The following is a 25686-nucleotide window of genomic DNA, read 5'->3' as shown; positions in this document are numbered from 1 at the left end:
AATCGAATTCTAACGAATTACCGATTTCTGTCCCACTCTCTTTTTTATTTCTTCCGATGAAAGAACCAGCCCACTAGTTTCTTGAAGACTTGAATCAAGACGAGAGCAAGAACGGCCATGATGGCACAAATAACCAGCGTTTGAAGCCTCAAGGGGCTCATGTTAAAGAATCTACCTAGGATACTACTTGAAACCAGGAAGGCTAGGATATTTCCTAGAAGAACCAGTCTCTTGTAGTGATTGAGAGGCTGGGATTCTTGATAGATGATGGTAAAGCCGACGAAGGCCATCAAGCAGATGGCTGCACTTGAGAGCTCTTCCGACCTCATGCCAAATGCTGAAGAGAGCAAAACCAAACTAAAGATCAGTATAAAATCCGTCAAGGCAGCAGGTAGCGCATTTTTAAAGACCGTTTCGATAAAGCGCCCTTTGATGCGCTCGCTATTGGGCTCAAGCGCTAGGAAGAATCCTGGAATCCCAATCGTAAAACCACTGATCAAAGACATCTGCGACGGCATGATGGGATAGGTAAAGGCTAAGAGCGTCACTGAGATAGCCAACAAAATGGAAAAGATATTCTTGATCAAAAAGAGACTGGCTGATCGTTGAATATTATTGACCACCCGCCGCCCTTCTGCCACGATGGACGGCATCTTCCCAAAGTCAGAATCCAGTAAGACCACTTGCGCCATCTTCTTGGTCGCATCGTTTCCAGATTCCATCGCAATACTACAATCCGCTGTTTTGAGGGCCAGAATATCGTTGACGCCATCTCCAGTCATAGCGACTTTATGCCCCTTTGCCTGCAAGCCTTCAACAAGGCTTTTCTTTTGCTCTGGTGTCACCCGACCAAAGACCGTATATTGGCTCGCCGCCTGGTGCAAATCTTCTTCCGTCAGTAAGGTTCTGGCATCGATTAGATCTTCTGCTCCTCCAATGCCTGCTTTTTGTGCAATAGCTGAGACTGTAGCAGGGTTGTCCCCTGAGATAACCTTAATGGTCACTCCTTGTTGTTTAAAGTAGGCGAAGGTTTCTTTGGCATTTTTTCTCAAAGGATTGGAGAGAATAATCCAGGCTACCAAGTCTACAGGAGCCTCTAAAGTCTCTCCCAGTTGTTCTCCCCGATATTTCCCAAAGGCCAAGACCCGATTGCCTGCCTGAGTAGCAGGAGCTATCTCCTCTTCAACCTCAGAGAAGCCCTCTCGTAAAACAAATTCTGGTGCGCCTAATACATAGATCCCAGATTCAAAGGCAATGGCTCCATACTTTTTCTTAGACGTAAAGGGCTGAATGTCTTTAGCCTTCCAAGGCTGGCTGACTGGTGTCTTATGAAATTTTCGGATGGCATCCATGGTATCGTTTTGATCCATACTAGCCTTGACATACTGAGCTAGAGCTTCCAAGTCTTGAGCATCTTTAACTGGACGAATCTCTGTCACTTCCATACCTGGCTCTGTAATGGTCCCTGTCTTATCGACACAAAGGACATCCACGCGCGATAAGGTCTCAATTCCCTTCATGCTATTGAGCAGGACCTTTTCCTTGGCCAATCTGACAGCACCAAGAGCCAGCGCCAAGGTCATCAAGAGGTACAAACCTTCTGGAATCATCCCGATCAAGGCTCCGACTGTTGAAGTCACACTTAGCTTAAGGCTATCGCCTAGGCTAACATAGCTCCGAAGAAAAAGGAGGGAACCTAGCGGAATGATAAGGAGACCAATGATCCCTACGATGCGGTTAACCGCATGAACCATATCAGATTCCTCATGGGACCTGACCTGCTTGGCTTCCAAGCTCAATTGGTTGATGTAGGAGTCATTCCCCACTTTTTCCAATCGTGCCAGTCCTTGACCAGCAATCACAAAGCTACCTGACATGAGCGCATCTTGCGCTCCTTTTTTGACCTCATCGGCTTCACCTGTCAATTGCGATTCATCGACTTTTAGCTCGCCCTCCAGCAAGACCCCATCCGCATAGATCTGGTCTCCAGCTTGAAAGCGAACGAGATCACCCTCCACCAGCTGATCGATAGGTAGAGCGACTTCTTTGCCTTCGCGAAGAGCGATCGCCTCACTCATGTGTAGAAATTGCATCTGACGCAAGATCCGTCTAGAGCGGACTTCCTGCACAATACCAACTAAGGAGTTGACCACGACAATCGGGACAAACAAGAGATTGTTCCAAGACTTCACTGCTACCAGCAAAATAGCCAAAATCAAAAATATCAGATTAAAGTAGGTAAAGACATTATCTCGAATGATCTGTCCTAGGCTTTTTTCTGTCTTGATTGTGACCTTATTTTGCTTGCCCTCTTGGATCTTTTTCGCTACTTCTTCCTGACTGAGTCCTTCTAATCTATCCATTGCTTTCCTCACTCATGTATTTCCAAGGGCAATCCTTCTGGATCGAAGAAAAATGCCATTTTCTTACCATCAAAGTCATCATAGCGAAGGCCTGTGTTCTCAATACCTAGCTGATCCAATCTAGCTAGATACACCTCTACATCTTCCACTTTAAAGGCTAGATGACGCAGTCCCGCATGCTCGGGCAAGGGAAGCTTAGGCCGTTCTGGGGCCGTCGGTTTGATAAAGAGTTCTAAAGTCAGCTGGCCCTGACGGAGATTGATCAAGATATCTCCGCGTTCAGGACGGTCATATTCACTGACAATCGCAAAGCCCAACTGGTCCACATAGAAATGCAACATGGCATCGCGATCCCGTCCAATGATGGCAATATGATGAATCATGTCTAACTTCATCTGGTCCTACTTTCTATTTTCTATAAAAAGAAAAGGGAGTGGGACAAGCGTCCTTTTTCCCTATCCTTATGATTGTTGCAATACTTTCCGAGGCTTGGTTCCTTCAGCAGGTCCAATCACACCCGCTGCTTCCAACTCTTCCATGAGGCGAGTCGCTCGGTTAAAGCCAACGGACAAGCGGCGCTGAATCATCGAAGCACTGGCTTTTTGAGTTTCAACCACGAGCGCCTTGGCCTCTTCAAAGAGAGGATCCCCTTCATCAGAGCCACCCATGCCTCCGTCAAAGTCCGATTCGGATACTTCGCCTGGATCAAAGGCATCATCATAATCGGCTTCTGCCTGCTCCTTAACAAAGTTGACAATCCGCTCCACATCGTCATCTGAGATAAAGGATCCTTGCAGACGAATCGGGTGGTTTTCATCGATCGGTTTAAAGAGCATGTCTCCGCGACCAAGCAATTTCTCTGCCCCATTTTCATCCAAGATGGTCCGTGAGTCGGTTCCAGATGATACCGCAAAAGCGACACGGGAAGGTACATTGGCCTTGATCAAACCTGAGATAACGTCAACTGATGGCCGCTGAGTCGCAAGGATCATGTGGATCCCGGCTGCACGCGCCTTTTGTCCAAGGCGAATAATGGCATCTTCCACTTCTTTACTTGCAACCATCATCAAGTCTGCCAACTCATCGACAATGACCACAATCAATGGAAGTGGTACTTGCTTCATCTCAGACTGGGCATTGTACTCAGCCACCTTGGCATTAAAGCCAGCAATATTCCGAGCGCCCACTTTCGAGAAGAGCTCATAGCGATTTTCCATCTCATCAACGACCTTCTGCAGGGCCCGACTAGCCTTGCGTGGATTGGTCACCACTGGAATCAAGAGATGTGGAATATCATTGTAAACAGAAAGTTCCACCATCTTAGGATCGACCATCATAAATTTGACTTCGTCTGGACGGGCCTTCATCAAGATACTCGAAATGATGCCATTGACCGCAACCGACTTACCAGAACCGGTTGAACCCGCGACCAAGAGGTGGGGCATCCGGGCCAAATCAAAGGTCCGAGCTGAGCCATCTACAGCCTTCCCAAGAGGAATCTCAAGGAGTTTGGCAGGGTCTGTTTTGGACTGCTCCCACAATTCACGGAAGGAAACGGTCGCAATCTCTGAGTTGGGCACTTCAATCCCGACCAGAGACTTCCCTGGAATCGGTGCTTCGATCCGCACATCCTTAGCTGCTAAGGCTAGGGCCAAATCATCTGCTAGATTGGAGATGCGGTTGACCCGCACACCGACAGCCGGCTTGACCTCATACTTGGTAACAGAAGGACCGATCTCAGCCCGCTCCACTGTCGCCTTGATGTTAAAGCTTGCAAAGGTTTCTTCCAGAATGCGGATATTCTGGCGAACGATGTTTTTCTCTTTGGATTGATTTTTGGGTTTATCAGGCGCAAAGAGATCAATCGTTGGGAGTTTGTACTGAAGGAGTTCCTTAGGCGTGAAGTCCACTTGAACTTCTTCCCCATCGTCCTCGAATTCTTCAGCTTCCGGAAGCTCTTCGTATGCTTCAGGCTCTTCAGGCCATTCTTCATCTGGCAGGTAGATCTCTGGTGTTGCTGGTGCGAAAATTTCGGCTTCTGGGAAGGACTCTGTGAACGGCTCTTCCGCCAACACCTCTCCTGTTTCAGGGTCTACAGGATGCCCTTCCATTGAAAGGGGAGTTGGAAGAACTGCACTTGCTTCTTCTTGCTCTCTTTCAGCTGCAGCAGCTTCCTCAGCAGCTCTCGCTTCCTTTTCAAGGAATTTCTGCTCGCGACGTTCTTTACGTTTTTCCATAGAAGCGTGGAAGGTTTCCGATCCCTTTTCAAACAAATCATAGATGGAGTAAGGACTCATCAAGAGGATCCCCAATCCGATAAAGAGAAGGCCAATAAAATAAGAGCCAATATTTGAAAAGAGGAAGGAAATCGGAGCATAAAGAAGGGCACCGATCATACCACCACCGGCAAAGCTCTCCACTCGCAGATGAATCAGGTCTGCCATGATTCTTGAAAAGGTGACCTTGATCCCATTATTGTCTAAATGAAGGGAGGATAAAAAGAAGGCCTGAAACATCAAGAGAAGTCCAGCAAAGAAGCTTAGGAATCCTGAAATAACCCCTTCGTGTTTGTCCAGCCATTTAAAGGCATAGAGGTAGAAAAAGGTCGCTAAAATAGCCAAATAAGCCAAACTCCCAACAAACAGTCGGATCAAGTTGTAGGCCAAGACCCCTACTGCTCCCAATTTCAAGGCCGCAAAAATTAAGACCAGACTAATGAGAATGGTCGCAATCATGCGATGAATTGCTTTTTTTCTTTCTAATTCTGCTTTGGACAGTCGTCTCGTCGACCGTGTTTTTTTTGATTGATTATTGTTTGCCATAACCTTTATTATATCACATTTCTAAGCCAGTTCTCTAGTAAAATCATTTCCTCAATTTTTCAGAATAAAGTAAAAAACAGCACCGAGTGGGTACTGTTACTTATAGATTTTTCTTGGGGTGACGGTCAATGATGGCTTGATAGTCTTTCAGCGCTTGCTTTCCTTTGTCCGTCAACTGATAACCCCGAATTGTGAACTGCTCCGCCAGTTCTTCCTCCGTAAAATGGTCAGCCAAAGCTTGGTTCAAATCGGTTGCTTTCATTTTGGACAAGCCCGCGACTCCCATCTTTTTAAGAATGGCTTTTTTCATGGTCGCATTGATATGGTCCAGCGAATCAAAAGCGGATTCGATATAGGCATACCCCTTATCTACCAAAACCTTCAAATGTTCCGGCGCATGAATCCCATAAGTGTATTCGAAGTACTTGGGAAACCAAGTCTCCGTCGTAAATGTTCCAAAATGGATCCGCCACAAGAGAATGATATCCCCCGCAAGCAAGCCATCTTGGAGCAACTCCATGTTTCGTTTAGAAACAGGCTTTGGATCCAACAACCAAGCTACTAAATCTCTCTCAGGCGAAATATAGGGTTTCACCTCGTGATCAGCGTAAAATTTTTCCATTACATCTAAAACAGTCGTCATAAGTCTCTCCAATCTATCATTGATTGTCTCATAACAAAATAAAAAGAACCTGTCGATCATGAAAGCTTCCTGATGACATGTACCTAATGTAAAATGGATCTTACTTAGATTTTTTATCATTCGGTGTGATAGTATCAAGAACTTGGTCGACTTTTTGTTCGCTTTCTAAGTCATGATCCGTTTGAATGATATCGATTTGATCTTGTAAATTTGTCTGTTGGACTTGTGGTTTGTATAGCGAAGCAAATCCTACTCCAATTACCAATAAACTCGCTCCAATGACGCAAAGTCTCTTGACATGCCAAGCCATCGGTAAGGGAATTTTCGCTCGAATCCCCGATTTCTTGACCCAATCCGGGTGGTCTCGCATGACACGATTAGCTGCCATCAGAGGCATCAGGTAGCCAAAGAGCGCAATGACCGTTGTCAAGCCAATAACTCGAAAACGATTCTGCTTCGATGGAGAAACATGGTTCACTTCCATCAGGACCATGCCCGTAATCACCAAAATAATGACCAGTAATAAGCCCAAAGATCTCCATAAACCTTCTCTGCGGTAACATTTCAATTCATCAAACGACATCTCCTTAAAATTCTTATCCATTTTTTAATAACTCCTTGTGTTTGTTCAGGCTCTTTCAATTAATCTCTATTTTGATTGGAGGATTTACAGATGACTGCCTTCATCCTTCAAGTATTGCTTAGCCTTTCGAACGATATAGAGCGACTCATCTTCTGAGACTAACTTGCGAAAGAGATCATTGGCTCTGTGCTGATCGCCTTTAAGAGTAGCATTCAAGGCTTGGTAGTAGATAATTTCCAACTGCTGGTACTTGAAATCATTGCTTAAATCTTCGAAATAGTCATTACTTTGGTGCGCAATGGTTAAATCATAAAGGGCAAGACAGACCTTTCTTGTTTTCTCAGCCAGTGTCGGGTCTGTGATAGTCAATTCATTAAACTGAGCCTCTAGCTCTTCTCTAGTCAAATCAGGATTTGTCAGCACGATCGAACGAATAAGATAACTCTCAAAAAAGTTCTTATATTTCTGCGGACAATCCTTCTGACTGAGTGCTTCCCTAGCTTCCTTTATGACAATATCAAAATCTCCCATCATAAAAGAATAGGCGACCGATGTTAGCTTAATATCTATCTGTGAAATAGCTTTTTTCACATTCTTGTTCAACTGAAGGTATTGCTGCCAAAAAGCTAAATCTAAGTCTACATGGAGCAAGGTGTTGCACTTGTTGGTGTAGCTTTTCTTGAGCAATTGGATGAATAAAATCAAGCATGCAATAACCAATAAAACGCCAGCAGTCTGAAGAAGAGTATCCCTGACCACTAATCCAATGCAAAAGATCAGAAGCATTGCTAACAAGCCTGCAGATCTAATATAGAGTCTATAGTTTTTGCGTAGAGTTTTATAATCCAATTTGTAGCCTCCTATTCATGATACGGTTTTTGAGAGAATTCGTTCATTTTCAAACAAATTAACATATCTCCCATCATACCGAATTTTCCATCTCTACGCAACTTCCTTCTTAATTAGTGATTTAGTCAAAAAAGAAATCACCCTCACGGGTGACGAATGCTAAAGAATTAAGGAAACTATTTCTTTTCCAAAATTCTTAAATAGTGTGTTTTCTTGAATTGGCCAGATAATGTTAACACAACAAAGAGATACTACATCAAAAAACTTATAAACAATAACAGAAAGCTTCCGAAGGCAAGATATAAGAGGGATAATCCTAAAGTGATGAGTCCAAAAACAAGAATCAGCAAATAGGTTTTCAATCCATTCGACTTCTGTACTTGAAAATAATGCTCAGGTATTTCATAAGGAATGACATTCACTGTATACTTCTGCCTTCTGTGTTTCAATTGCCATATAGCGATGACAAGCATCAATCCAAACGATAGCACTAGTGGGATGAGTCCATGAAAGGATACTCGATCCGTTAACAGATAAATGCCATAAAAAAGGATGCTACTTGGAGTAAAAATAATGGGAAATGGAACACTTTTTCCGACATAGAGCTTATTCTCCTCAGGGTAATAAAATACTGTTTTTTTGAGATTCCCTTGATCTGCTCCGAATTCGACCAAATCGCGTAAAGGGAATTGTTGTCGATCCTTCGACGCTAACACAATCTGTTCAAAATCCACTTCCGTAGTTTCCTGCTCAAAAGCTTTATTTGCTTCTACCTCTACCTGAGCTTGAAGATGCTCTTGGTAATACTTCAGTAATTCCTTATTTTTCCGTTTGGTACCAAGGAATTTAAGTGTAACTGAACGATCAGAAGTCCCATTGCCTATGACTTTTCCTTCCACATAAATTGGATAATTGGTGATTCCTCGAGACGTATTCTTTTCTCCCAAACGGACCACAATGGTGAATGGGTCTAGGCGATAGCGCTTGAAATTGCGATCGACCACTATTTCTGAGTTCCTAATCTCTATTCTTCCCATCGATGAAAAAATAATCCAGCCAACTGTCACTAGAAGAAAACAAGCAGGCAATAAGGCTGTTAGGTTTTCAAAAAAATTATCTTCAATCAGTAATTGGATGACAGCGATGAGCATCGACACTGCCAAAAAGATCAAAAAATACAGTGAACTTCTCGAGTAAATATAAAATTTACGTAGTTGTTTCATTTATGACATTCTTCCTCTTTAAAAAATCTATTTCACAACTCTAAAAGCACTTTCCATCATACCGAATTTTCCATCTCTACGCAAGATCCTTCTTAATTAGTGATTTATCAAATGTTATCAATCTTGAAACAACCTCAGAAAATAGAGAATCCCGTCCAGATTTGAAAGTATCGTAAAATTAAGGTACAATAGAGAAAGACAACTATGTTGGAAAGGAAGAATATGAAAAAATTAATCGCACTACTATTATTTTCCGGCTTGGCTTTGACAGCTTGTTCGTCTAATAAGACTGACGCTAACTCTTCAAGCTCAAGCAAAGAAAAAACAGAGCAGACAGCAACTTCTAGCTCTAGTGAAAAAGATCAAAAGAAAATCGAAGAAGAACAAAAGAAATTAGAACAACTGCGCAAAGATTTTAACGATGCCATGACCAATGAAAATGCCGTCTTCCCACAACTCTCAACTGATGTGGCTGAAGACGAAGCGGAGGTTAAAATCACTACGACTGAAGGCGATATCACTGTGAAGCTTTTCCCTAAATATGCGCCCCTTGCAGTTGAAAACTTCTTGACCCACGCAAAAGAAGGCTACTACAATGGCTTACTTTTCCACCGTGTTATTAACAACTTTATGATCCAAACTGGGGATCCTAAAAGAGACGGTACGGGTGGCGAATCCATCTGGAAGGGCAAAGACAAATCCAAAGATTCAGGTACTGGTTTTGAGAATGAGTATTCTCCATACCTTTACAACCTTCGTGGAGCCCTTGCCATGGCCAATTCTGGTCCAAATACCAATGGTAGTCAATTCTATATCAACCAAAATAAGGATGATATTTCAAGTAAACTCCCAACTGACCGCTTCCCAGCTAAGATCATCGATGCTTATAAAAATGGTGGAAATCCAACCCTCGATGGTGGTAACTACACTGTCTTTGGCCAAGTGATCGATGGCATGGATGTGGTCGATAAAATCGCCTCTGCCGAAACTGATGATAAGGACAAACCAAAAACAGACATCAAGATTGAAAAAATCGAGATCTTAAAAGACTATAATTTCAAGAAATAATGAAAAGAGAACCAAACGGTTCTCTTTTTCTATCAAATGTAAATTTTTCTTAGAAACTTTCCTTAGGTGAGTACGGACGTCAGCGAACTTCTGCGAAGTTCCATGACTAATTATTGAGCCTAAGGTCTCAATAATTCCGTGTGCCTGAAACAAATCTGTTTCAGGCACTTTTCTCACTGCGGAATGTTTCGGTCATTACTTGACTAAATTTAAAAATAGAATCATTTAGATTTTTTGAATTACTTGTGCCGCCTTATGTAAACAACAAAATTTCTTCATTCTAAAAAGCGAGACAAGTTTCTCTTTTTGTCTTTACGTCAATTCATTAAAGTCCCAGATTTGGTCCATCCAGCCTTCATAGAAGTCTGGCTCGTGGCAAACCATGAGAATCGATCCCTTGTACTCTTTCAGAGCCCGTTTCAATTCTTCTTTGGCATCCACATCCAAGTGGTTGGTCGGCTCGTCTAGTACCAAGACATTATTTTCACGGTTCATCAAGAGACAGAAGCGTACCTTGGCTTGCTCCCCACCGGATAACACCTGAATTTGGCTCTCGATATGCTTGGTGGTCAAGCCACAGCGGGCAAGAGCTGCACGAACTTCTGCTTGGTTCAGAGCCGGAAAGGCATTCCAGACTGCCTCAAGCGGTGTCTGACGATTGCCACCTTCAACTTCTTGCTCAAAGTAGCCAAGCTCTAGGTAATCTCCACGCTCGACTTCACCAGCGATTGGTGGGATGATTCCCAGCAAGCTCTTCAAGAGAGTGGTTTTCCCGATTCCGTTAGCCCCGATGATGGCCACCTTTTGATTGCGTTCAAAGGTTAGGTTCAAAGGCTTGGTCAAAGGACGGTCATAGCCAATCTGGAGATCCTTGGCCTGGAAGATAAAGCGACCAGGAGTCCGGGCATTTTTAAATTCAAAGGATGGCTTTGGTTTCTCACTTTGCAACTCAATGAGTTCCATCTTGTCCAGCTTCTTCTGACGAGACATGGCCATATTCCGTGTAGCCACACGCGCCTTATTGCGGGCTACGAAATCTTTCAAATCAGCAATCTCTTTTTGCTGACGCTCATAAGCCGCTTCCAATTGCGATTTCTTCATTTCATAGACTTCAAGGAATTGGTAGTAGTCTCCGGAATAGCGGCTTAACTGCTGATTTTCCACATGGTAGACGATATTGATCACATCATTCAAGAAAGGAATATCGTGGGAAATGAGGACAAAGGCATTTTCATAGTTCTGCAAGTAGCGTTTAAGCCAATCGATATGCTCCGCATCCAAGTAGTTGGTTGGCTCATCCAAGAGAAGGATATCTGGTTTTTCAAGAAGCAATTTAGCCAAAAGGACCTTGGTCCGCTGCCCACCTGACAAGGAGGTCACATCCGTATCCATCCCAAAGTCCATAACCCCAAGAGCACGCGCCACTTCATCGATCTTGGCATCCAAGGTATAAAAATCACGACTTTCTAGACGCTCTTGGAGTTCTCCTACTTCTTCCATCAAAGCATCGACATCGGCTCCCTCTTCCGCCATGGCCATATAGAGGTCATTGATGCGAGCTTCAGCTGTGAACAACTCATCAAAAGCGGTCCGTAAAACATCGCGAACCGTTTGTCCTTCTTCTAAGACCGAATGCTGGTCCAAATAACCTGCCGTCACATACTTAGACCACTCCACCTTTCCTTCGTCAGGTTGCATCTTACCAGTCACGATGCTCATGAAGGTCGATTTCCCCTCACCATTGGCTCCGACCAGACCGATGTGCTCTCCCTTTAACAAACGGAAAGACACATCCTCAAAAATCGCCCGGTCCCCAAAACCGTGACTCAAATTTTTCACTTCTAAAATACTCATGCTTGACTCTCTTTCATTGATTTCACTCGTATGATTATATCATCTTCACTGCAAAATGAAAAGGGAGCCCAACTCCCTTTTCATTTACAAATCTAAGTCTGCGTATGGTTTCCGGTAACCTACTTGAACCACTTTTCCGTCTTTGACAAGTAGGGGGCGCTTGATCAGCATACCGTCGCTAGCCAAAAGATTCGCTGCTTCTTCTATTGTCAGTTGATCCACCTTATCTTTCAAACCGAGTTCCCGGTATTTCATCCCGCTGGTATTAAAGAAAGATTTGATCGGTAGGCCAGACGCTGCTATCCAGTCCTGTAATTCTTGACTAGTCGGTGTTTCGGTTACAATATTTTGGCTCTGAAACTCACATTGGAGACCGTCCAATTCTGATTTAGCTTTTCGACAAGTCGAACATTTTGGGTATTCAATAAATGTATACATCGATTTTATTTCTCCTTCCAGGTAATTCCTTCGTGTTGTAAGAGCCAGCGTTTGCGATCGAGTCCAGACGAATAGCCCGTCAGTTGTCCATCTTTTCCCATCACACGGTGGCAAGGGACTAAGATCGTCAAGGGATTGCGTCCAACAGCCTGTCCTACGGCTTGGGCTGAACCACAAGAAAGATCCTGGGCAAGCTGGCCATAGGTCTTGGTCTCACCATATGGGATCTCTCGCAATAACCGCCACACCCGCTCTTGAAAGGCTGTCCCTTGCGGTGCTAATGGAAAGCTGATAGCGATTGGATCCCCAGCAAAATAGTGGTCCAACCACTCCTTCACCTTCTCATGGTAGGGATGGACCTGTTCCAGCGCCCCATAGGGATCAGGCGCCTCTTCTTTCGGATCATAAAAATCAAGCTCAACAAGGCCTTCTTCACTGACAACGATCGAAAGAAGCCCCATAGGGCTTTCATAAAATTGTTTAAGATAGAGAGTCATTGTAGGCTGCTTCCGCTCTTTGGTCCCAGCGGTCCTCTTCTGAGACCACTTGGAATAGACTAGTTTCTGCTTTTCGTTTGATCTTTTGATAAGCCAGACGGACTCCATCAATAGGGACCTTTCCACAATAATGGTAGCCCAATTTTTCAAGCAAATGTTGCATGACCAGATTATCCGGGTGCGTATCGCAACGGAAATCTGGGCCTTTTTCTCCTTCGATTAAACCTTGAAGGAAGGTCTGAGCCACCCCTTTGCCAGCAGCTTCTTTGGCTACAGCGACACGGTGAAAAGTGACATACATATAGTTGTCATGCTCCCACTTGCCATCATAAATCTCATTATAGGCCGCTTCATTTCCCTTGTGGACGGCTGCATAGGCGACGACTTCCTGATCTTCAACCGCCACATAGCCTCGACTTTCTAGAATATCCTCAAAAATGATCTCTTCATCTGGATAGCCATCCTGCCACTGGTCGACCTGTCTTTGAGCCAGGCTTTCCTTGGCATCTTGGATGATTTCCATAATTCGCTTAATCTCATTGGGATAAGCCATTCTAATTTCCATCCTGCTTCCAACCTTTCCTAGTCTTGATGGTAACGAGCATAGAGCTCACTCTTTTGCAGGCCGTATTGTTTGGCGACCTGTTTAATTGCTTGATTTTTCTTCATGCCCTCTTGGACCAAGGTATCGATCTCTTGGATCAAGTCGACCTCTTCTAGGTCTAGCTCTTCTTCCTTGGCTCCTTCGACAATCAAGAGGCACTCCCCTTTGAGAGGATTTTCTTCAAGAAATGCGACTAACTCAGAAATACTGCCGCGAGTATATTCCTCATAGATCTTGGTTAATTCACGAACCAATACGACAGGACGATCCCCATAGACAGCCAACATATTCTCTAGGGTTGCCTTCACTCGATGGGGAGACTCATAAAAGATCTGTGTCTCCGGATAGGCCACTTTTTCTTGGAAAAAGGCCTTTTGTTGCCCCTCTTTGCGAGGCAGAAATCCATAAAAAATATGAGGTTGAGGGGCTAGGCCACTGGCAATCAAACCCGTTATACCTGCACTAGGACCAGGCACAGCTACGACAGGAATCTCGCGTTCAATCGCTGCCTTGACCAAATCATGACCAGGATCAGAAATACTAGGAAGTCCTGCATCTGAGACTTGCGCCACATCCTTTCCGGATTCTAAATGGGCGATCAGATCTGGAATTTTCTCCATGGCATTATGCTCATGAAAGCTAGTCTGGGGTGTCGCAATCTCAAAATGCTTGAGCAAGAGGCCTGTATTTCTAGTATCCTCAGCTGCGATCAAGTCCACATCCTTTAGGGTCTGGACCATGCGGTAACTCATATCCTCCCGGTTACCGATCGGTGTTGGGACCAAGTAAAGCACCCCAGTTTTCTTTTCCCCTTTAAAACTTCGTTGGATCTGCATGCTTACTCCCTAAATAACAACTCGTCACAAAACATACACTCTTCATCGTTCTCACGGCGTTGACCATAGGAATAAGTGCAGATATGAAAACCATCGTTGTAAATACGTTGCAAATTTTCACGACCATGGTGTTGTGACTTTGCGGATGAAGTCTTCTCCACTTCCCCCAAACGCTCTCTCAATTTATCATTTTCTAAGCGAAGAGCTGTATTTTCTTCGATGACTTGTTTCAAATTTTTCTTGATGGCTTCGACTTCAGCCAAGGTGACCAACAAATTCTGAGAGAAGCCGTCTAAAGCATCAAATAATTCTTTTTTATTCATTCTGACTCCTTAACTTTCTAAGCTCAAAACCATATATTCTAGAGCATTTTGAAAAGAAACATTGGCCTTCCACATCCTGCGAGCAAGACTCAATTTCTCAAGCAACTGCTGGGATCTACTCAAGCGCAACTGCTCTTCTAAAGCCAACTCCATCAAACGAAAGGCCTGGCTTTGTTTTTCCTTATCATCTGCTAGGCTCACTAAGCGGGTCACTTCCAAATAAGCACGATTCAAATTGGATTGACAACGTTCGATGAATTGATCACAAACTTTTGCCAGTTCAAAAAACGTAGCATTCTTTTTTTGCTGCTCTGCTTCTTCGAGACTAAAACTAAAACGAGCTACTAGACTTGCCTGTGATTTGATCAAGCCTTCTTTTTCTAGCAGTTCGGTTAGGTAGGCTTGCTTTTTAGGAAAATGGACCTGCTGGGCCCGACTCTTGATGGTCGGTAAGATCAAGTTTTCATCGGATGTCAACAAGAAGAGATAGATCTCACTCTGGGGTTCTTCCATAACTTTTAAGAGAGAGTTGGCCGCATTGGTATGCATCTTATCCGCATCTTGGACGATAAAGACCTGCCGGCTTCCTTCAAATCCTGATTGAGAAAAGTCTTGAACGAGCGAGCGAATGCGGTCGGTCTTAATGATCTGGTTGACTGGACGCACGATCTTTACGTCTGAGAATTCTTCTTCAGCAATCAAGCGACAGGAACGGCATTTGCCACAAGGCCAGACTCCCTGCAAATCTTCGCAAAATTGACTTTGAGCTAGCAAGAGGGCCATCTCAAAACTGGCAAAAGAACCCGTAAAGAGATAAGCATGACTGAGCTGTTTGTGTTCTAAGATCTGGGTGAAGCGCTCCACCAATTCTGGCTGGAGCTGTTGGATCTCTTCTAGCTTCATTTCAATATCCCCAAGCGATTTTCTAAAACAGCCAAAACATCCGCAAAGACTGCCTCAAAGGATTGACTGGCATCGATTTTCACAATGCGCTCTGGTTCCTTTTCATACAAGGCCAAATAACCTTGTCTGACTTTTTGGTGAAGCTCCAATCCTTCCAAATCCAAACGATTGACTTCCCGCTCTTGGTTTTTGGCAATTCGAGCGAGCCCTTCTTCGACATCCAGATCAAAGTAAAGGGTGAGATCTGGTTTAAGACCATCTGTCGCGAATTGATTGAGCCACTCGATATCTTCCACACTCAGACCGCGACCATACCCTTGATAAGCGACCGAGCTATCAATAAAGCGGTCCATCAAGACGATTTTCCCAGCTGCAAGGGCCGGTAAGACACGTTCCACCAAATGCTGCCGGCGACTGGCAATATAAAGCAACAACTCGGTCTTAGCATCCATACTAGTATGGTCTGGATCTAAAATGACTTGGCGTATCTTTTCTGCAATGTCTACACCGCCTGGTTCACGGGTTGTAATAAAAGGAATTCCTTTTTCTTCAAGTAGAGGCAAAACGGCTTCTAGGACCGATGATTTTCCCGCTCCTTCTGGACCTTCAAATGAAATTAATGTACCGTTTACCATAGTATCCTCTTTCTAGTTTTCTTCTTTTTATTTTACCAAAAATAAGGGTAAAAATCTTGTATTTTAGGAGAGAAAATTTTTCAAAGTCATTTTCATTTTTTCACTTTTTTGTTACAATGATCTTATAAAGTTTTAGGAGACAACCTATCATGTTTAAATTTAAAGATATTCTGGCTATCATCTTGGGGGCCGGCATTTTTTCGTTTGGGATCTATTTTTTGGTCATTCCCTTTCACTTCTATGAAGGAGGAGCGACAGGGATTACCTTGATCACCTATTACCTCTTAAAAATCCCCGTATCCCTGATGAACTTACTGATCAATATCCCTCTCTTCGTTCTGGCTTGGAAACTGCTGGGCAAGAAATCTCTTTACCTGAGCTTACTTGGGACTTTCTCGGTTTCGGCATGGATGGCAATTTTTGAGGCCATGCCCCTCAGCCACCACTACCATCACTTTATCTTTACAGCCTTTAAAGGAGATATTCTGCTTGCCTGTATCGCCTCAGGGGTTGTCCTTGGTTTAGGTCTAGGGATCATCTTCAATGCTGGGGGAACTACGGGAGGAACTGATATCCTCGCTCGCATCTTTAACAAATACACTTCCCTCACCATGGGAAAACTCATGTTGATTGTAGATGCCATTGTTCTGACAACTGTGGTCATTGTCTTCCAAGATGTCCGTACGGCTATGTATACCCTCTTCTTTATCCTGATTGACACCCTTGTGATCGACTTGATTGGAGAAGGTGGTTTTGCTGGAAAAGGCTTCCTTATCGTCACATCTAAACCAGAAGAAATTGCCCAAAAAGTATCTGACGACCTGGGTCGCGGGATTACCTTTATCCGCGGGATGGGCTACTACAGCCGCAAGGACCTGGATATCGTCTACTGTGTCGTTTCGCGGAATGAGATGAAACAAATGAAAGACATCATCAATCAGATTGATCCATTCGCCTTCATCACCATTTCTGAAGCCCATGAAATTCTCGGCGAAGGCTTTACTTTAGATAAAGAAAAACAACCCATTAATCGTTAATAGAAAAAATAAGGCTAGATTCTCATCTAGCTTTGTTTTTCTATTTACGATTTTCCTTAGGTGAGTACGGACGTCAGGTGAAATTATCCAGTGGATGATTTCAGCAATACAGGAAGTTCCATGACTAAATCAAGATACAATCCGCGACCCGTATTCAATTAGTTTTGAGCCCCTTCGCTTTTTAATTTCTAAGCTCAGGCTAAAACAGTTCCCCAAACTGTTTTACTCTCAAAAATTCCGAGAGCATGAAACAAGTATGTTTCATGCTCTTTTCTCACGGAAGAAAATCTTAGAATACACGTCATGATTAATAAAATCATAATTATTTTTATAGAATTTATTAGGTTACCTTATACAAAAATCAGACTGGATTGTCATCCAGCCTGATTTTTTTAAATTGCTTTTGCGGTTGTTCGAGTGATTTCATCGACTTTCAAACCGTTGGCTTCAAATTTACTACGGATTCCTTCTAGATCTGTCACCCCATCAATTTGAACTTCGATAACCACACGGTCGTCTTTGGTTGGGATATTGACTGTATTGGCGATGTTATACCCCTCTTCTACAATCAAGTGAATGATTTGTTCTAGAACGCCAACCTTATCTTCTGTCACAAAGCGAACACGAACTCCTTCTTCTCCATAACCGGATACTTCAAGAAAGGCACGGAAAATATCACGGTCTGTGATGACACCGGATACTTGGTCATTGTCCACGACTGGAAGAATTCCCACCTTGTTCTTATACATGAGGTAGGTCGCATCTTCTAGGCTCGCAAATTTAGAGACGGTAATGACATCGCGAAGCATGACATCTTTGACCTTGGTCTTGTTCAACAGATAGTTCATCTCGAAAATTGACAAACTTGTTGCTTTAGATGGACTTGCTTCTGCAATCGTACCTTCTGTCACCAAACCAACCAATTTATCATTTTCAATGACTGGCAAACGGTGCAAACCTTGTTCGCGCATCAAATCTGCCGCGTGGGCAATTGTAGTATCTGGACTAATGTAAACCACTTTACGTGTCATAAAATCTTTAACAGCCATAACAAGTTCTCCTATGCTTTTATTAGTTTTATTATACTTGATTTTAAGAATGATTTCAAACGCTTTCAGCAGTTTTCTCTTGTTTTCAAAATTTAGAAAAATCAAACACACGTACCTTTTTATGCAACATTTAATCTTGTAAACTAATCTTAGTCACTAGTAACCGATTTATTAGAAGATAAGGAAAGTACAAATACCACAATGGATAATAATAAGAATATACCCCAGGCAAACTGAGAGTTCCACATAGATAAACTTGTAAATAAAATAGTTGCTATTGGCATTGATAATACTGATATAACCTTAAAAAAACTACTAGTTTGTGCAAGAATATCCGGTGGAAGTTTTGCCATTAAGAGACTATTTAATTTGGGATTTACCTTACTACTAAGATACATCATGAATGCCAACACACTAAAGGAAATAATTTCCAAACCATTTATCCAACCACATATTCCTATGACTATTAATAATCCACTATCTATTTGAAGTATTTTAATAAGTGATAGTTTAGAAAAATAATCATTAGGGGTCATTCCACCAATTAGGGCTGAAACAAATAATATTGTTTGAAGTAAAAATACCGACTGAGCAAAAGATAAACCAAAAGGAGTTATTTCTGTAAATTTCAGATTGTACATTATTAAAATAGCACTGCCTAACGAATTTAATCCTAAAATTGAAAAAATCATTAGACCAAAACGTACTTTCTCTTGATATTTAAATATACTTTTACTATTTTTGTAAAGGTTCTTAAGTTGTGAGATAAACCCATTTTCTGGTGAATAATTAACTTCTGGATGTGTCAATTGTCTTTGGATTTTAAGCAATACCATCGATGATAATAAGAAACTTATAGCATTTATCGTAGCTAAAAAGAAGAAATTATTATGAGAAATCGTTAGTAACCAAACTCCCAAAGTTTGACCAGAAATCAAAGTTATTTGACTAATTACTTGATCAAAAGAGTACGCTTCCATCAGCTCTTCTTCGGGAATGTGGGACTGAAACATGGGTAATACTAAGCCTCTTCTGTACTCTGCAATACAATCTGATAGGATGTTAATGAAACATACAATCGAGAAAACTAGCCATGAATTTTCTTTCGATAAGAACGCAACCATAATAAATAATACTGCTTGTATATATCCTAATAATAGCAACCACAATTTCTTATTCTTTGTTTTGTCAGCCTGCATTGCAATAAAAAGAGCACAAATCGTTGGAATATATTGTATAAAACTTGCTACACCAACCGCCAATTTACTATTCGCCATACTTGCTGCAAAAACTACAAAAACAAGATTATAAATAGTTGATCCTAAATCATCGAAGAAACTAGACAAGACCAGATTCCTAAAAAAAATATTTCTTAAAAAAACTTTCATCTGCTATACCTTTCTAGTAGAAACTTGATATACATAACTTCATTCAAATAAAAAAATATTTTTAAGTTTTTCAGAATTACTTTTTCTTTTATATGAATTAACGAAATATCGAAGTATTTAATTGTTATATCTAAATATAGTTTACTACTAAATTTTAAATATTTAACAGAGTTTCAAATATGAAATATCCTATCTCATACATCTGATCTTTTGCCTAATTTATATGTATCCCAAACTGGTCCAATTTTACCTCTAAAATATTAATCAGTTGACTATCACCAACAACTCGAAGAGACTCTATAAATTGTTTAATTTCCTTTTTAGAATTTTTTGACTTTAAGTAACCATTTACTAATTTTAAAAATTTCAACAACATGATTTCTAGCATATCATATGGGAAAAGAAGCTTTTCTAGCTCGAGTATAAACAATGGAACTTGAGTATCAATTTTTCTTAAAATTAATTCGCCAATTAAATTTATGTACGTTAATTTTAAAGAACTTAAATTGTGTTTAAGAAAATTATAATCTTTAGTCCTTTCCGCAAGCTGATCTCCAAAAAATAATAAATCTTCATCAGAAATTAAAGTCATTGTATTTCCAAATACATATAATTCAAACCATGTCCAAGATTCAATTGAAAATAGATAATCTACCAATACTTTTCTATCTTCTATATTTATTTCATAGTTTTGATCTAATGAATGAATCGCATTTTCAATAATAAACGACTGAATTCTTTGATATTGATCCGTCTCTTCACTCTGTAATACTTCGGTTAATAGATACTCTAATCCTTTAATATCCTGTTTCAAAAATAAAGTGGATATCTTCTTACCTAAAATAATATCTTTAGGTAATTCATAATTATTTAATTTATGGCCAAACTCTTCAAAAGTCATGTGAATTGATTCTATCGCTATTAATAATTTATCAGCACTTAACATTGTTTGCCCATTCTCAAATTTAGACAATTGTGCTATGCTTAATCCTTTTCTAGCAACATCCTTTTGTTTTAAGCCTCTGGCGATTCTTAGTTCCTTATATAATTCACCCAATTGAATTTTTCGATCTATATGCATAACTTATTATCCATTTCAGTCATTAGTAATTACGTTTATTTTACCAAATTAATAAAGGAAATTATATATTTTAAATTATTTTACTAAGAAAAAATCTCAGCCAGTACAAATGAAAAAAGAAAGGCCTTCAGGACCTTTCTTTCGAACATATTCAAACTGTTTTTCCTATAAAATTAGATTAATGTTTCTTCATAATAGAAATTATGCTATTTTTGAATCATTAGGAGTATATAGAAACTTTCCGCCGTGAGAAAAGTGCTTGAAACAAGATTATTTCAAGCACTCGGGAGTTTTGAGACCTTAGGCTCAAAACTAAGTCATGGAACTTCGTAGAAGTTCGCTGACGTCCGTACTCACCTAAGGAAAGTTTCTAAATTATCTTTGTCATCAATCCGAAGAAAGGTCTTCAGGACCTTTCTTTTTAATATTCTAGTGAACTTTAGAAATCTTATCCACCAAGGTAGGCCTTGCGGACTTCTTCTGAGGCTAAGAGTTCTTTTCCTGTTCCGGTAAGAACGACTTTCCCTGTTTCCAAAACATAACCGCGGTCTGCGATGGCAAGAGCCTTGTTGGCATTTTGCTCGATCAAGAGAACCGTTGTCCCTTGTTTTTGGATATCTTGGATGATATCAAAGATTTCTTGGATAAAGATTGGAGCCAATCCCATAGAAGGTTCATCCAGAAGCAAGAGTTTTGGCGTTGACATAAGTGCACGACCCATTGCTAGCATTTGTTGTTCCCCACCAGATAGGGTTGCTGCATCTTGGTTCTTCCGTTCTTCCAAACGTGGGAAACGGGAGAAGACTTTCTTCAAGTTAGCTTGATTTTCTTCTCGATCTTTCTTCAAGAAAGCTCCCATCTCCAAGTTTTCCATAACAGTTAAGCCTGGAAAGACGTGGCGGCCTTCTGGAACTTGAGAGAGTCCTGCTGCTACAATCTTTTGAGCCGGAACCTTTTGAATCTCCTGACCCAAAAACTCAATTTTTCCAGCACTTGGACGCACCAAACCTGAAATGGTACGAAGAATAGATGTTTTCCCAGCACCGTTAGCACCGATAAGAGAAACAACTTCCCCTTCGTTTACCTCGAAACTGACATCACGGACAGCCTGGATCATGCCATAGTGTACAGAAAGATTTTCAACTTTTAACATAGACATTAGGCTTCACCTCCTAGATAGGCTTCGATTACGCGTTTGTTGGTCTTGATTTCATCTGGCGTACCATGGGCAATCAAGCGACCATATTCCAATACATAAATCCGTTCTGTTACTTCCATGACCAAGCTCATATCGTGCTCGATCAGCATGATCGTAATATTAAATTCTTTTTGAATGCGACGGATCAATTGGGTCAATTCTGCTGTTTCTTGAGGGTTCATCCCTGCAGCAGGTTCATCCAAGAAGAGGATTTTTGGCTCTGTCGCAAGGGCACGAACGATCTCCAAGTGACGTTGTTGTCCGTAAGCTAAGTTTTTGGCCAAGGTATCTGCTTCTTTTTCCAAACCAAAAATCGCTAACAATTCAAGGGCTTTCGCTTTCAAAGCTTCTTCATTCTTGTAATAGCTTGGCAAGCGGAAAAGACTCGCAAAGACATGTGGTTTGTGGTGATTAGCAAAGGCAATCAAAACATTGTCCAAAACGCTCAAATCTTTAAAGAGACGAATATTTTGGAAAGTCCGTCCCAGACCACCTGCAGCGATTTTATAGGGTGCTTTACCATTTAGCAGCTGAGCATCTAAGGTAATGGTTCCTTCACTTGGTTCATATACCCCTGTTAGGAGGTTGAAGAGGGTTGTTTTACCGGCACCGTTGGGTCCGATCAACCCAACCAATTCCCCTTCATTGAGTTCCATGGTCACATCCCCAACGGCTGTCAAACCACCAAAGTTTTTTGTTAAATTTTTTACTTCAAGAAGTGCCATTAGTTAGCCTCCTTTTTTGAGAGTAGTTTTTTCAAGCTGAATTCCCATGTTCCAAGAAGACCACCTGGACGGAAGATCATCACGAGAATCAAAGCCAATGAGTAAATGATCATACGTACACTTGAGAAGTCTTGAAGCACCATATTCAAGATACCCAAGACGATGGCTGCTACAACTGTTCCTGACATTGATCCCAAACCACCAAACACGACAATGATCAAGACATTAATGGTATTGGTGAAAGAGTAATCTTTAGGAACAACAGAGCCGATAAAGCCAGCTTGGAGAGATCCAGCAATCGCCGCTGTGATCGCACCAAATACAAAGGCGATGACTTTGACTTTGGTCGTATTGATCCCAACAGATTCTGCTGCGATTTCATCTTCACGGACAGAAAGGGTAGAGCGCCCAATTGGACTGCGTAAGAAGTTAATCGTAAAGATCGTTGTAATGACGACAAAGAGGTAAACCAATTGCCAAGTTGTAAAGGCTGGCAAACCAAGGATCCCAGCAGCACCATTTGTTAGAGTACCACCATTAACGATCAAGATCCGGATGATTTCAGAAACCCCAAGTGTCGCAATCGCGAGGTAGTCCCCTTTCAAACGAAGGGTTGGAACCCCAACGATCAAGGCAACGACACCAGCAATCAAAGCACCTAAAACCATCGCACCAAAGAAAGCCCCGTAGGTTGGTGATTTGGAACCGAGAATGGCTGCAGAGTAGGCACCAATCGCCATAAATCCGGCATGCCCGAGTGAGAATTGACCTGAGAAACCAACAATGAGGTTCAAGCCAACCGCAAGGATAATATTAATTCCGATTTGTTCTAAAATTTGGATATAGAAGAGGTTGAGCACACCCGCTGCAACCAAGACTTGGATCAAGGCAAAACCTGCGACCAAAAGACCAAGCCAGACTAAATTCACTTTTAAATTTTGTTTCATGGCTTACACCTTCTCTTTCACATTTTTACCGAGGATACCTGCTGGACGGATGAGCAAGATCACAATCAAGATGGCATACACAATGGCGTCACGGAAGTCTGAAAGACCGATCGCTGTAGCAAAGGTTTCCAACAAACCGATAACAAATCCACCTAGGGCCGCACCTGGAATGATTCCGATTCCTCCAAGAACGGCTGCGACAAAGGCTTTGATCCCTGGTGTCATCCCCATCAAAGGCTCGATCGAGTTGTAATACAAACCAATCAAGACACCACCAGCACCTGCCAAGGCTGATCCCAAAGCAAAGGTAAAGCTGATCGTACGGTTTACGTTAATCCCCATCAATTGAGCGGCATCACTATCGACAGATACAGCCCGCATGGCTTTCCCCATCTTTGTCTTTTGAATAATAAATTGAAGAGCGACCATCAAGAAAACAGACACTCCCAAGATCATCAACTGAATATTGGAGATTGAAATAGGACCGAAGTTGTAACGAACCGTTTTAATCACTTGCGGGAAGGAACGGGTATTGGCACCGACGAAGAAGACCATCCCATATTCGAGCAAGAAAGAAACCCCGATGGCTGTGATCAAAGCTGCAATCCGAGTCGAATGACGAAGTGGACGATAAGCCAGGTATTCAATTACAACCCCTAAAATAGCTGTCCCAACCATGGCTAGGAGTAAAGCAACAAAGAAGTTCACTTTCCACGAGTTCAATAAGAAATATCCCATAAAGGCACCTACCATGTAGATATCCCCATGGGCAAAGTTGATCAATTTGATAATTCCATACACCATGGTATAACCAAGGGCCAAGAGTGCATAGACACTTCCCAAGATTAGACCGTTCACTAATTGCTGGAGCATTTGAACCATCCTTTCTAACAATAAAGAGCGAGGCCAGGAATTTTCATTCTCCCAGCCTCTTGTACAAACAACAAATGATAATTATGGTTTAACAGACTCAACTGATTTGACTTTACCATCTTTCAAGCCAATCATAAGAGCTGATTTAACCGGGTTGTGGTTCTTGTCAATTGACATTGTACCAGTCACACCTTCCAAGTCTTTCAACTTCGCAAGGTTATCTTTCAATTCGACAGAGTTCTTAGCACCTTTAGATGCTTCTGCAACCATGTAAACTGAATCATAAGCCAAAGCTGCGAACATTGAAGGTTCTTCATTGTATTTCGCTTTGTAAGCTTCTACGAATTTCTTGGCTTTATCAGTCATTTCACCTTCAGTAGAGAATCCAGCTACGTAGTAGATGTCTGTAGCTGCAGCAGGTGTTGCTTGTTCAACGAACTTAGCATCGCTAAATCCATCACCACCAATGATTGGTTGTTTGATTCCCATACCACGCGCTTGGTTTACGATCTTACCAGTTTCTGTGTAGTAACCTGGAAGAACAATCGCATCGAAGTCTTTATCTTTGATTTTTGTAAGGGCAGCTTGGAAGTCTGTATCCTTAGATTGGAAGGTTTCCGTTGCTACGATTTCACCTTTGTAAGATTTCTTGAAGGCTTCAGCAATCCCTTTCGCATAGTCAGATGAGTTATCGTAGTAAAGAACGACTTTCTTCGCTTTCAAGTTATCCGTTGTGTATTTAGCAATGATTTTTCCTTGGAAGCTATCGATAAAGGTTGCACGGAAGAGGTAATCTTGACCTTTTGTCAAATCATCTTGAGTTGCAGATGGTGTGACCAATGGAACACCTGCTTTACCAGCGTTGGCAACCGCTGCTGCAGTAGCACCTGAAGTTGCAGGTCCTACAAGAGCGTTCACTTTTGATTGGGTCACAAGGTTTGTTGTAATAGTAGCTGCTTCAGCTGTTTCAGATTTGTTATCTTTATCTGTGACAACGATCTTCTTACCGTCAGCTCCACCCTTAGCGTTGATTTCATCAACGGCTAATTGAGCACCTTTTTGTTCAGCGCTACCGTAGGCTGCTACTTCACCAGTTTTTTCAAAGTTAAAACCGACTTTTAGTTCCTTGCCGATTTCGTTACCAGTTGTGTTTGAACCTGAAGTAGAAACTTCACCACAAGCAGCAAGAAGAGCGACACTTGCAAGGGTTAAAAATGAAAGAGCAAATTTTTTCTTCATTTGTAATGATCTCCTTAAATGAATCTTAAAATAAATACATTAAGAATATACCGAATTATCTGACAATTGTCAATAAAAAAAGCGCAATCCATCAAATGATTGCGTTTTCTAACCTTCTGTGACCACAGATGGGGTCTCCAATCGTTGCAAACTCCCCACAAAATCTGTATCTAAATCTTTGAGATGGCAAGGCAAGACCTTTTTGACATAACGTTCTTTCTTTAAGTCTTCCATGACTTGATCGGCCTTGTCACTGTCCACATACAATTGGACATAACGGCATTTCTTAGAATGGTACAAGACATCTCCGACAGATTGTAATTTTTTCCCGTCTCGATTGTAATACAATTTAACAATCAAGCCTGTTCTTTCTTGTTTCTCAAACATGGTCAATCCCTTTCTCGTTCTGTTACTAGTATATCAAATTTCAAGAAAAAGAACTACTCTTTTATAAGAGCAAAAAAAGAGAGTGGGACAGAAATCGGTAATTCGTTAGAATTCGATTTCG

25 protein-coding genes and 1 pseudogene are annotated in these 25686 nt (G+C 41.7%); 2 read left to right on the top strand and 24 right to left on the bottom strand.

All coding sequences use genetic code 11. From position 1 onward, the window contains the following. Positions 1–44: 44 nt before the first annotated feature. From ADG03_RS05700 to ADG03_RS05670, 7 genes and pseudogenes are all read right to left on the bottom strand, one after another. The gene (locus ADG03_RS05700; RefSeq protein ID WP_049472076.1) at positions 45–2363 is read right to left on the bottom strand and encodes an HAD-IC family P-type ATPase; all 2319 of its coding nucleotides are present in this window, start codon (positions 2361–2363) and stop codon (positions 45–47) included. Between the two features lie 8 nt (positions 2364–2371). Further along, a complete protein-coding gene (gloA2, locus tag ADG03_RS05695; RefSeq protein WP_049472077.1) occupies positions 2372–2758 on the bottom strand; it encodes an SMU1112c/YaeR family gloxylase I-like metalloprotein in 387 nt (128 codons plus the stop codon). A gap of 66 nt (positions 2759–2824) precedes the next feature. Then, a pseudogene (locus tag ADG03_RS12000) lies at positions 2825–4279 on the bottom strand (DNA translocase FtsK); the annotation flags it as partial. Between the two features lie 1006 nt (positions 4280–5285). Beyond that, entirely contained in the window at positions 5286–5828 is a 543-nt protein-coding gene (locus ADG03_RS05685) for a hypothetical protein (protein ID WP_049472078.1), read from the bottom strand. A 100-nt stretch (positions 5829–5928) separates the two neighbouring features. Continuing rightward, positions 5929–6432: a hypothetical protein gene (locus tag ADG03_RS05680; RefSeq protein WP_049472079.1), complete on the bottom strand. Its 504-nt coding sequence runs from the start codon at positions 6430–6432 to the stop codon at positions 5929–5931. A 63-nt stretch (positions 6433–6495) separates the two neighbouring features. Continuing rightward, positions 6496–7260, bottom strand: coding sequence for a hypothetical protein (locus ADG03_RS05675; RefSeq protein WP_049472080.1), 765 nt, complete (start codon positions 7258–7260; stop codon positions 6496–6498). A gap of 251 nt (positions 7261–7511) precedes the next feature. Continuing rightward, positions 7512–8483, bottom strand: coding sequence for a hypothetical protein (locus tag ADG03_RS05670; protein WP_080976922.1), 972 nt, complete (start codon positions 8481–8483; stop codon positions 7512–7514). Between the two features lie 222 nt (positions 8484–8705). On the opposite strand from ADG03_RS05670, the gene ADG03_RS05665 reads away from it, so the two are divergent. Next, the gene (locus tag ADG03_RS05665) at positions 8706–9551 is read left to right on the top strand and encodes a peptidylprolyl isomerase (RefSeq protein WP_031576373.1); all 846 of its coding nucleotides are present in this window, start codon (positions 8706–8708) and stop codon (positions 9549–9551) included. Between the two features lie 312 nt (positions 9552–9863). Here ADG03_RS05665 and ADG03_RS05660 read toward each other — a convergent pair whose 3' ends face one another. The 8 genes from ADG03_RS05660 to tmk form a co-directional block, all read right to left on the bottom strand. Further along, the gene (locus ADG03_RS05660) at positions 9864–11405 is read right to left on the bottom strand and encodes an ABC-F family ATP-binding cassette domain-containing protein (RefSeq protein WP_049472081.1); all 1542 of its coding nucleotides are present in this window, start codon (positions 11403–11405) and stop codon (positions 9864–9866) included. Between the two features lie 84 nt (positions 11406–11489). Next, entirely contained in the window at positions 11490–11843 is a 354-nt protein-coding gene (locus ADG03_RS05655) for an arsenate reductase family protein (RefSeq protein ID WP_049472082.1), read from the bottom strand. Positions 11844–11848: 5 nt separating this feature from the next. Continuing rightward, positions 11849–12340 (bottom strand): methylated-DNA--[protein]-cysteine S-methyltransferase, encoded by a 492-nt coding sequence (locus ADG03_RS05650; protein ID WP_049472083.1) that lies wholly within the window; start codon positions 12338–12340, stop codon positions 11849–11851. Next, positions 12324–12905, bottom strand: a complete 582-nt coding sequence (locus ADG03_RS05645; protein ID WP_031576369.1) for a GNAT family N-acetyltransferase — start codon at positions 12903–12905, stop codon at positions 12324–12326. The genes ADG03_RS05650 and ADG03_RS05645 overlap by 17 nt, the downstream gene beginning before the upstream one ends. A gap of 17 nt (positions 12906–12922) precedes the next feature. Then, complete coding sequence (rsmI, locus tag ADG03_RS05640; RefSeq protein WP_003005580.1) at positions 12923–13780, bottom strand: 16S rRNA (cytidine(1402)-2'-O)-methyltransferase; 858 nt, start codon at positions 13778–13780, stop codon at positions 12923–12925. A 2-nt stretch (positions 13781–13782) separates the two neighbouring features. Further along, positions 13783–14103, bottom strand: coding sequence for a DNA replication initiation control protein YabA (gene yabA / locus ADG03_RS05635; protein ID WP_003005416.1), 321 nt, complete (start codon positions 14101–14103; stop codon positions 13783–13785). Positions 14104–14112: 9 nt separating this feature from the next. Beyond that, positions 14113–15006, bottom strand: a complete 894-nt coding sequence (locus tag ADG03_RS05630) for a DNA polymerase III subunit delta' (RefSeq protein WP_049472084.1) — start codon at positions 15004–15006, stop codon at positions 14113–14115. Continuing rightward, positions 15003–15641 carry a dTMP kinase gene (tmk, locus tag ADG03_RS05625; RefSeq protein WP_049472085.1) on the bottom strand — a complete coding sequence of 213 codons (639 nt, stop codon included), beginning with the start codon at positions 15639–15641 and terminating at the stop codon, positions 15003–15005. Before tmk ends, ADG03_RS05630 begins: the two co-directional genes overlap by 4 nt. Positions 15642–15790: 149 nt before the next feature. Here tmk and ADG03_RS05620 point away from each other — a divergent pair, with 149 nt between their 5' ends. After that, positions 15791–16678: a YitT family protein gene (locus tag ADG03_RS05620; RefSeq protein ID WP_049472086.1), complete on the top strand. Its 888-nt coding sequence runs from the start codon at positions 15791–15793 to the stop codon at positions 16676–16678. A 392-nt stretch (positions 16679–17070) separates the two neighbouring features. Here ADG03_RS05620 and ADG03_RS05615 read toward each other — a convergent pair whose 3' ends face one another. The 9 genes from ADG03_RS05615 to ADG03_RS05575 form a co-directional block, all read right to left on the bottom strand. Further along, on the bottom strand, positions 17071–17727 hold the full coding sequence (locus ADG03_RS05615) for a CBS domain-containing protein (protein ID WP_003005183.1): 657 nt from the start codon (positions 17725–17727) through the stop codon (positions 17071–17073). Between the two features lie 149 nt (positions 17728–17876). Beyond that, a complete protein-coding gene (locus ADG03_RS05610; RefSeq protein ID WP_045759741.1) occupies positions 17877–19115 on the bottom strand; it encodes an MFS transporter in 1239 nt (412 codons plus the stop codon). A 214-nt stretch (positions 19116–19329) separates the two neighbouring features. After that, positions 19330–20196, bottom strand: coding sequence for an Rgg/GadR/MutR family transcriptional regulator (locus tag ADG03_RS05605; RefSeq protein ID WP_045759742.1), 867 nt, complete (start codon positions 20194–20196; stop codon positions 19330–19332). Positions 20197–20644: 448 nt separating this feature from the next. Beyond that, entirely contained in the window at positions 20645–21355 is a 711-nt protein-coding gene (locus ADG03_RS05600) for an ABC transporter ATP-binding protein (protein ID WP_003005434.1), read from the bottom strand. Next, complete coding sequence (locus ADG03_RS05595) at positions 21355–22119, bottom strand: ABC transporter ATP-binding protein (RefSeq protein WP_049471818.1); 765 nt, start codon at positions 22117–22119, stop codon at positions 21355–21357. The genes ADG03_RS05600 and ADG03_RS05595 overlap by 1 nt, the downstream gene beginning before the upstream one ends. Beyond that, positions 22119–23066 (bottom strand): branched-chain amino acid ABC transporter permease, encoded by a 948-nt coding sequence (locus tag ADG03_RS05590; protein WP_003008278.1) that lies wholly within the window; start codon positions 23064–23066, stop codon positions 22119–22121. Before ADG03_RS05590 ends, ADG03_RS05595 begins: the two co-directional genes overlap by 1 nt. 3 nt (positions 23067–23069) lie before the next feature. Next, the gene (locus ADG03_RS05585) at positions 23070–23939 is read right to left on the bottom strand and encodes a branched-chain amino acid ABC transporter permease (protein ID WP_021153669.1); all 870 of its coding nucleotides are present in this window, start codon (positions 23937–23939) and stop codon (positions 23070–23072) included. 81 nt (positions 23940–24020) lie between these two features. Next, on the bottom strand, positions 24021–25178 hold the full coding sequence (locus ADG03_RS05580; protein WP_049471819.1) for an ABC transporter substrate-binding protein: 1158 nt from the start codon (positions 25176–25178) through the stop codon (positions 24021–24023). 108 nt (positions 25179–25286) lie between these two features. After that, on the bottom strand, positions 25287–25565 hold the full coding sequence (locus ADG03_RS05575) for a DUF2129 domain-containing protein (RefSeq protein ID WP_003013098.1): 279 nt from the start codon (positions 25563–25565) through the stop codon (positions 25287–25289). Positions 25566–25686: the final 121 nt, after the last annotated feature.

The organism is Streptococcus parasanguinis, from assembly GCF_001069785.1.
Lineage (GTDB): Bacteria > Bacillota > Bacilli > Lactobacillales > Streptococcaceae > Streptococcus > Streptococcus parasanguinis_T.
Note: the sequence above shows the minus strand (reverse complement) of the source record. Positions and strands in the feature narration are given on the sequence as shown.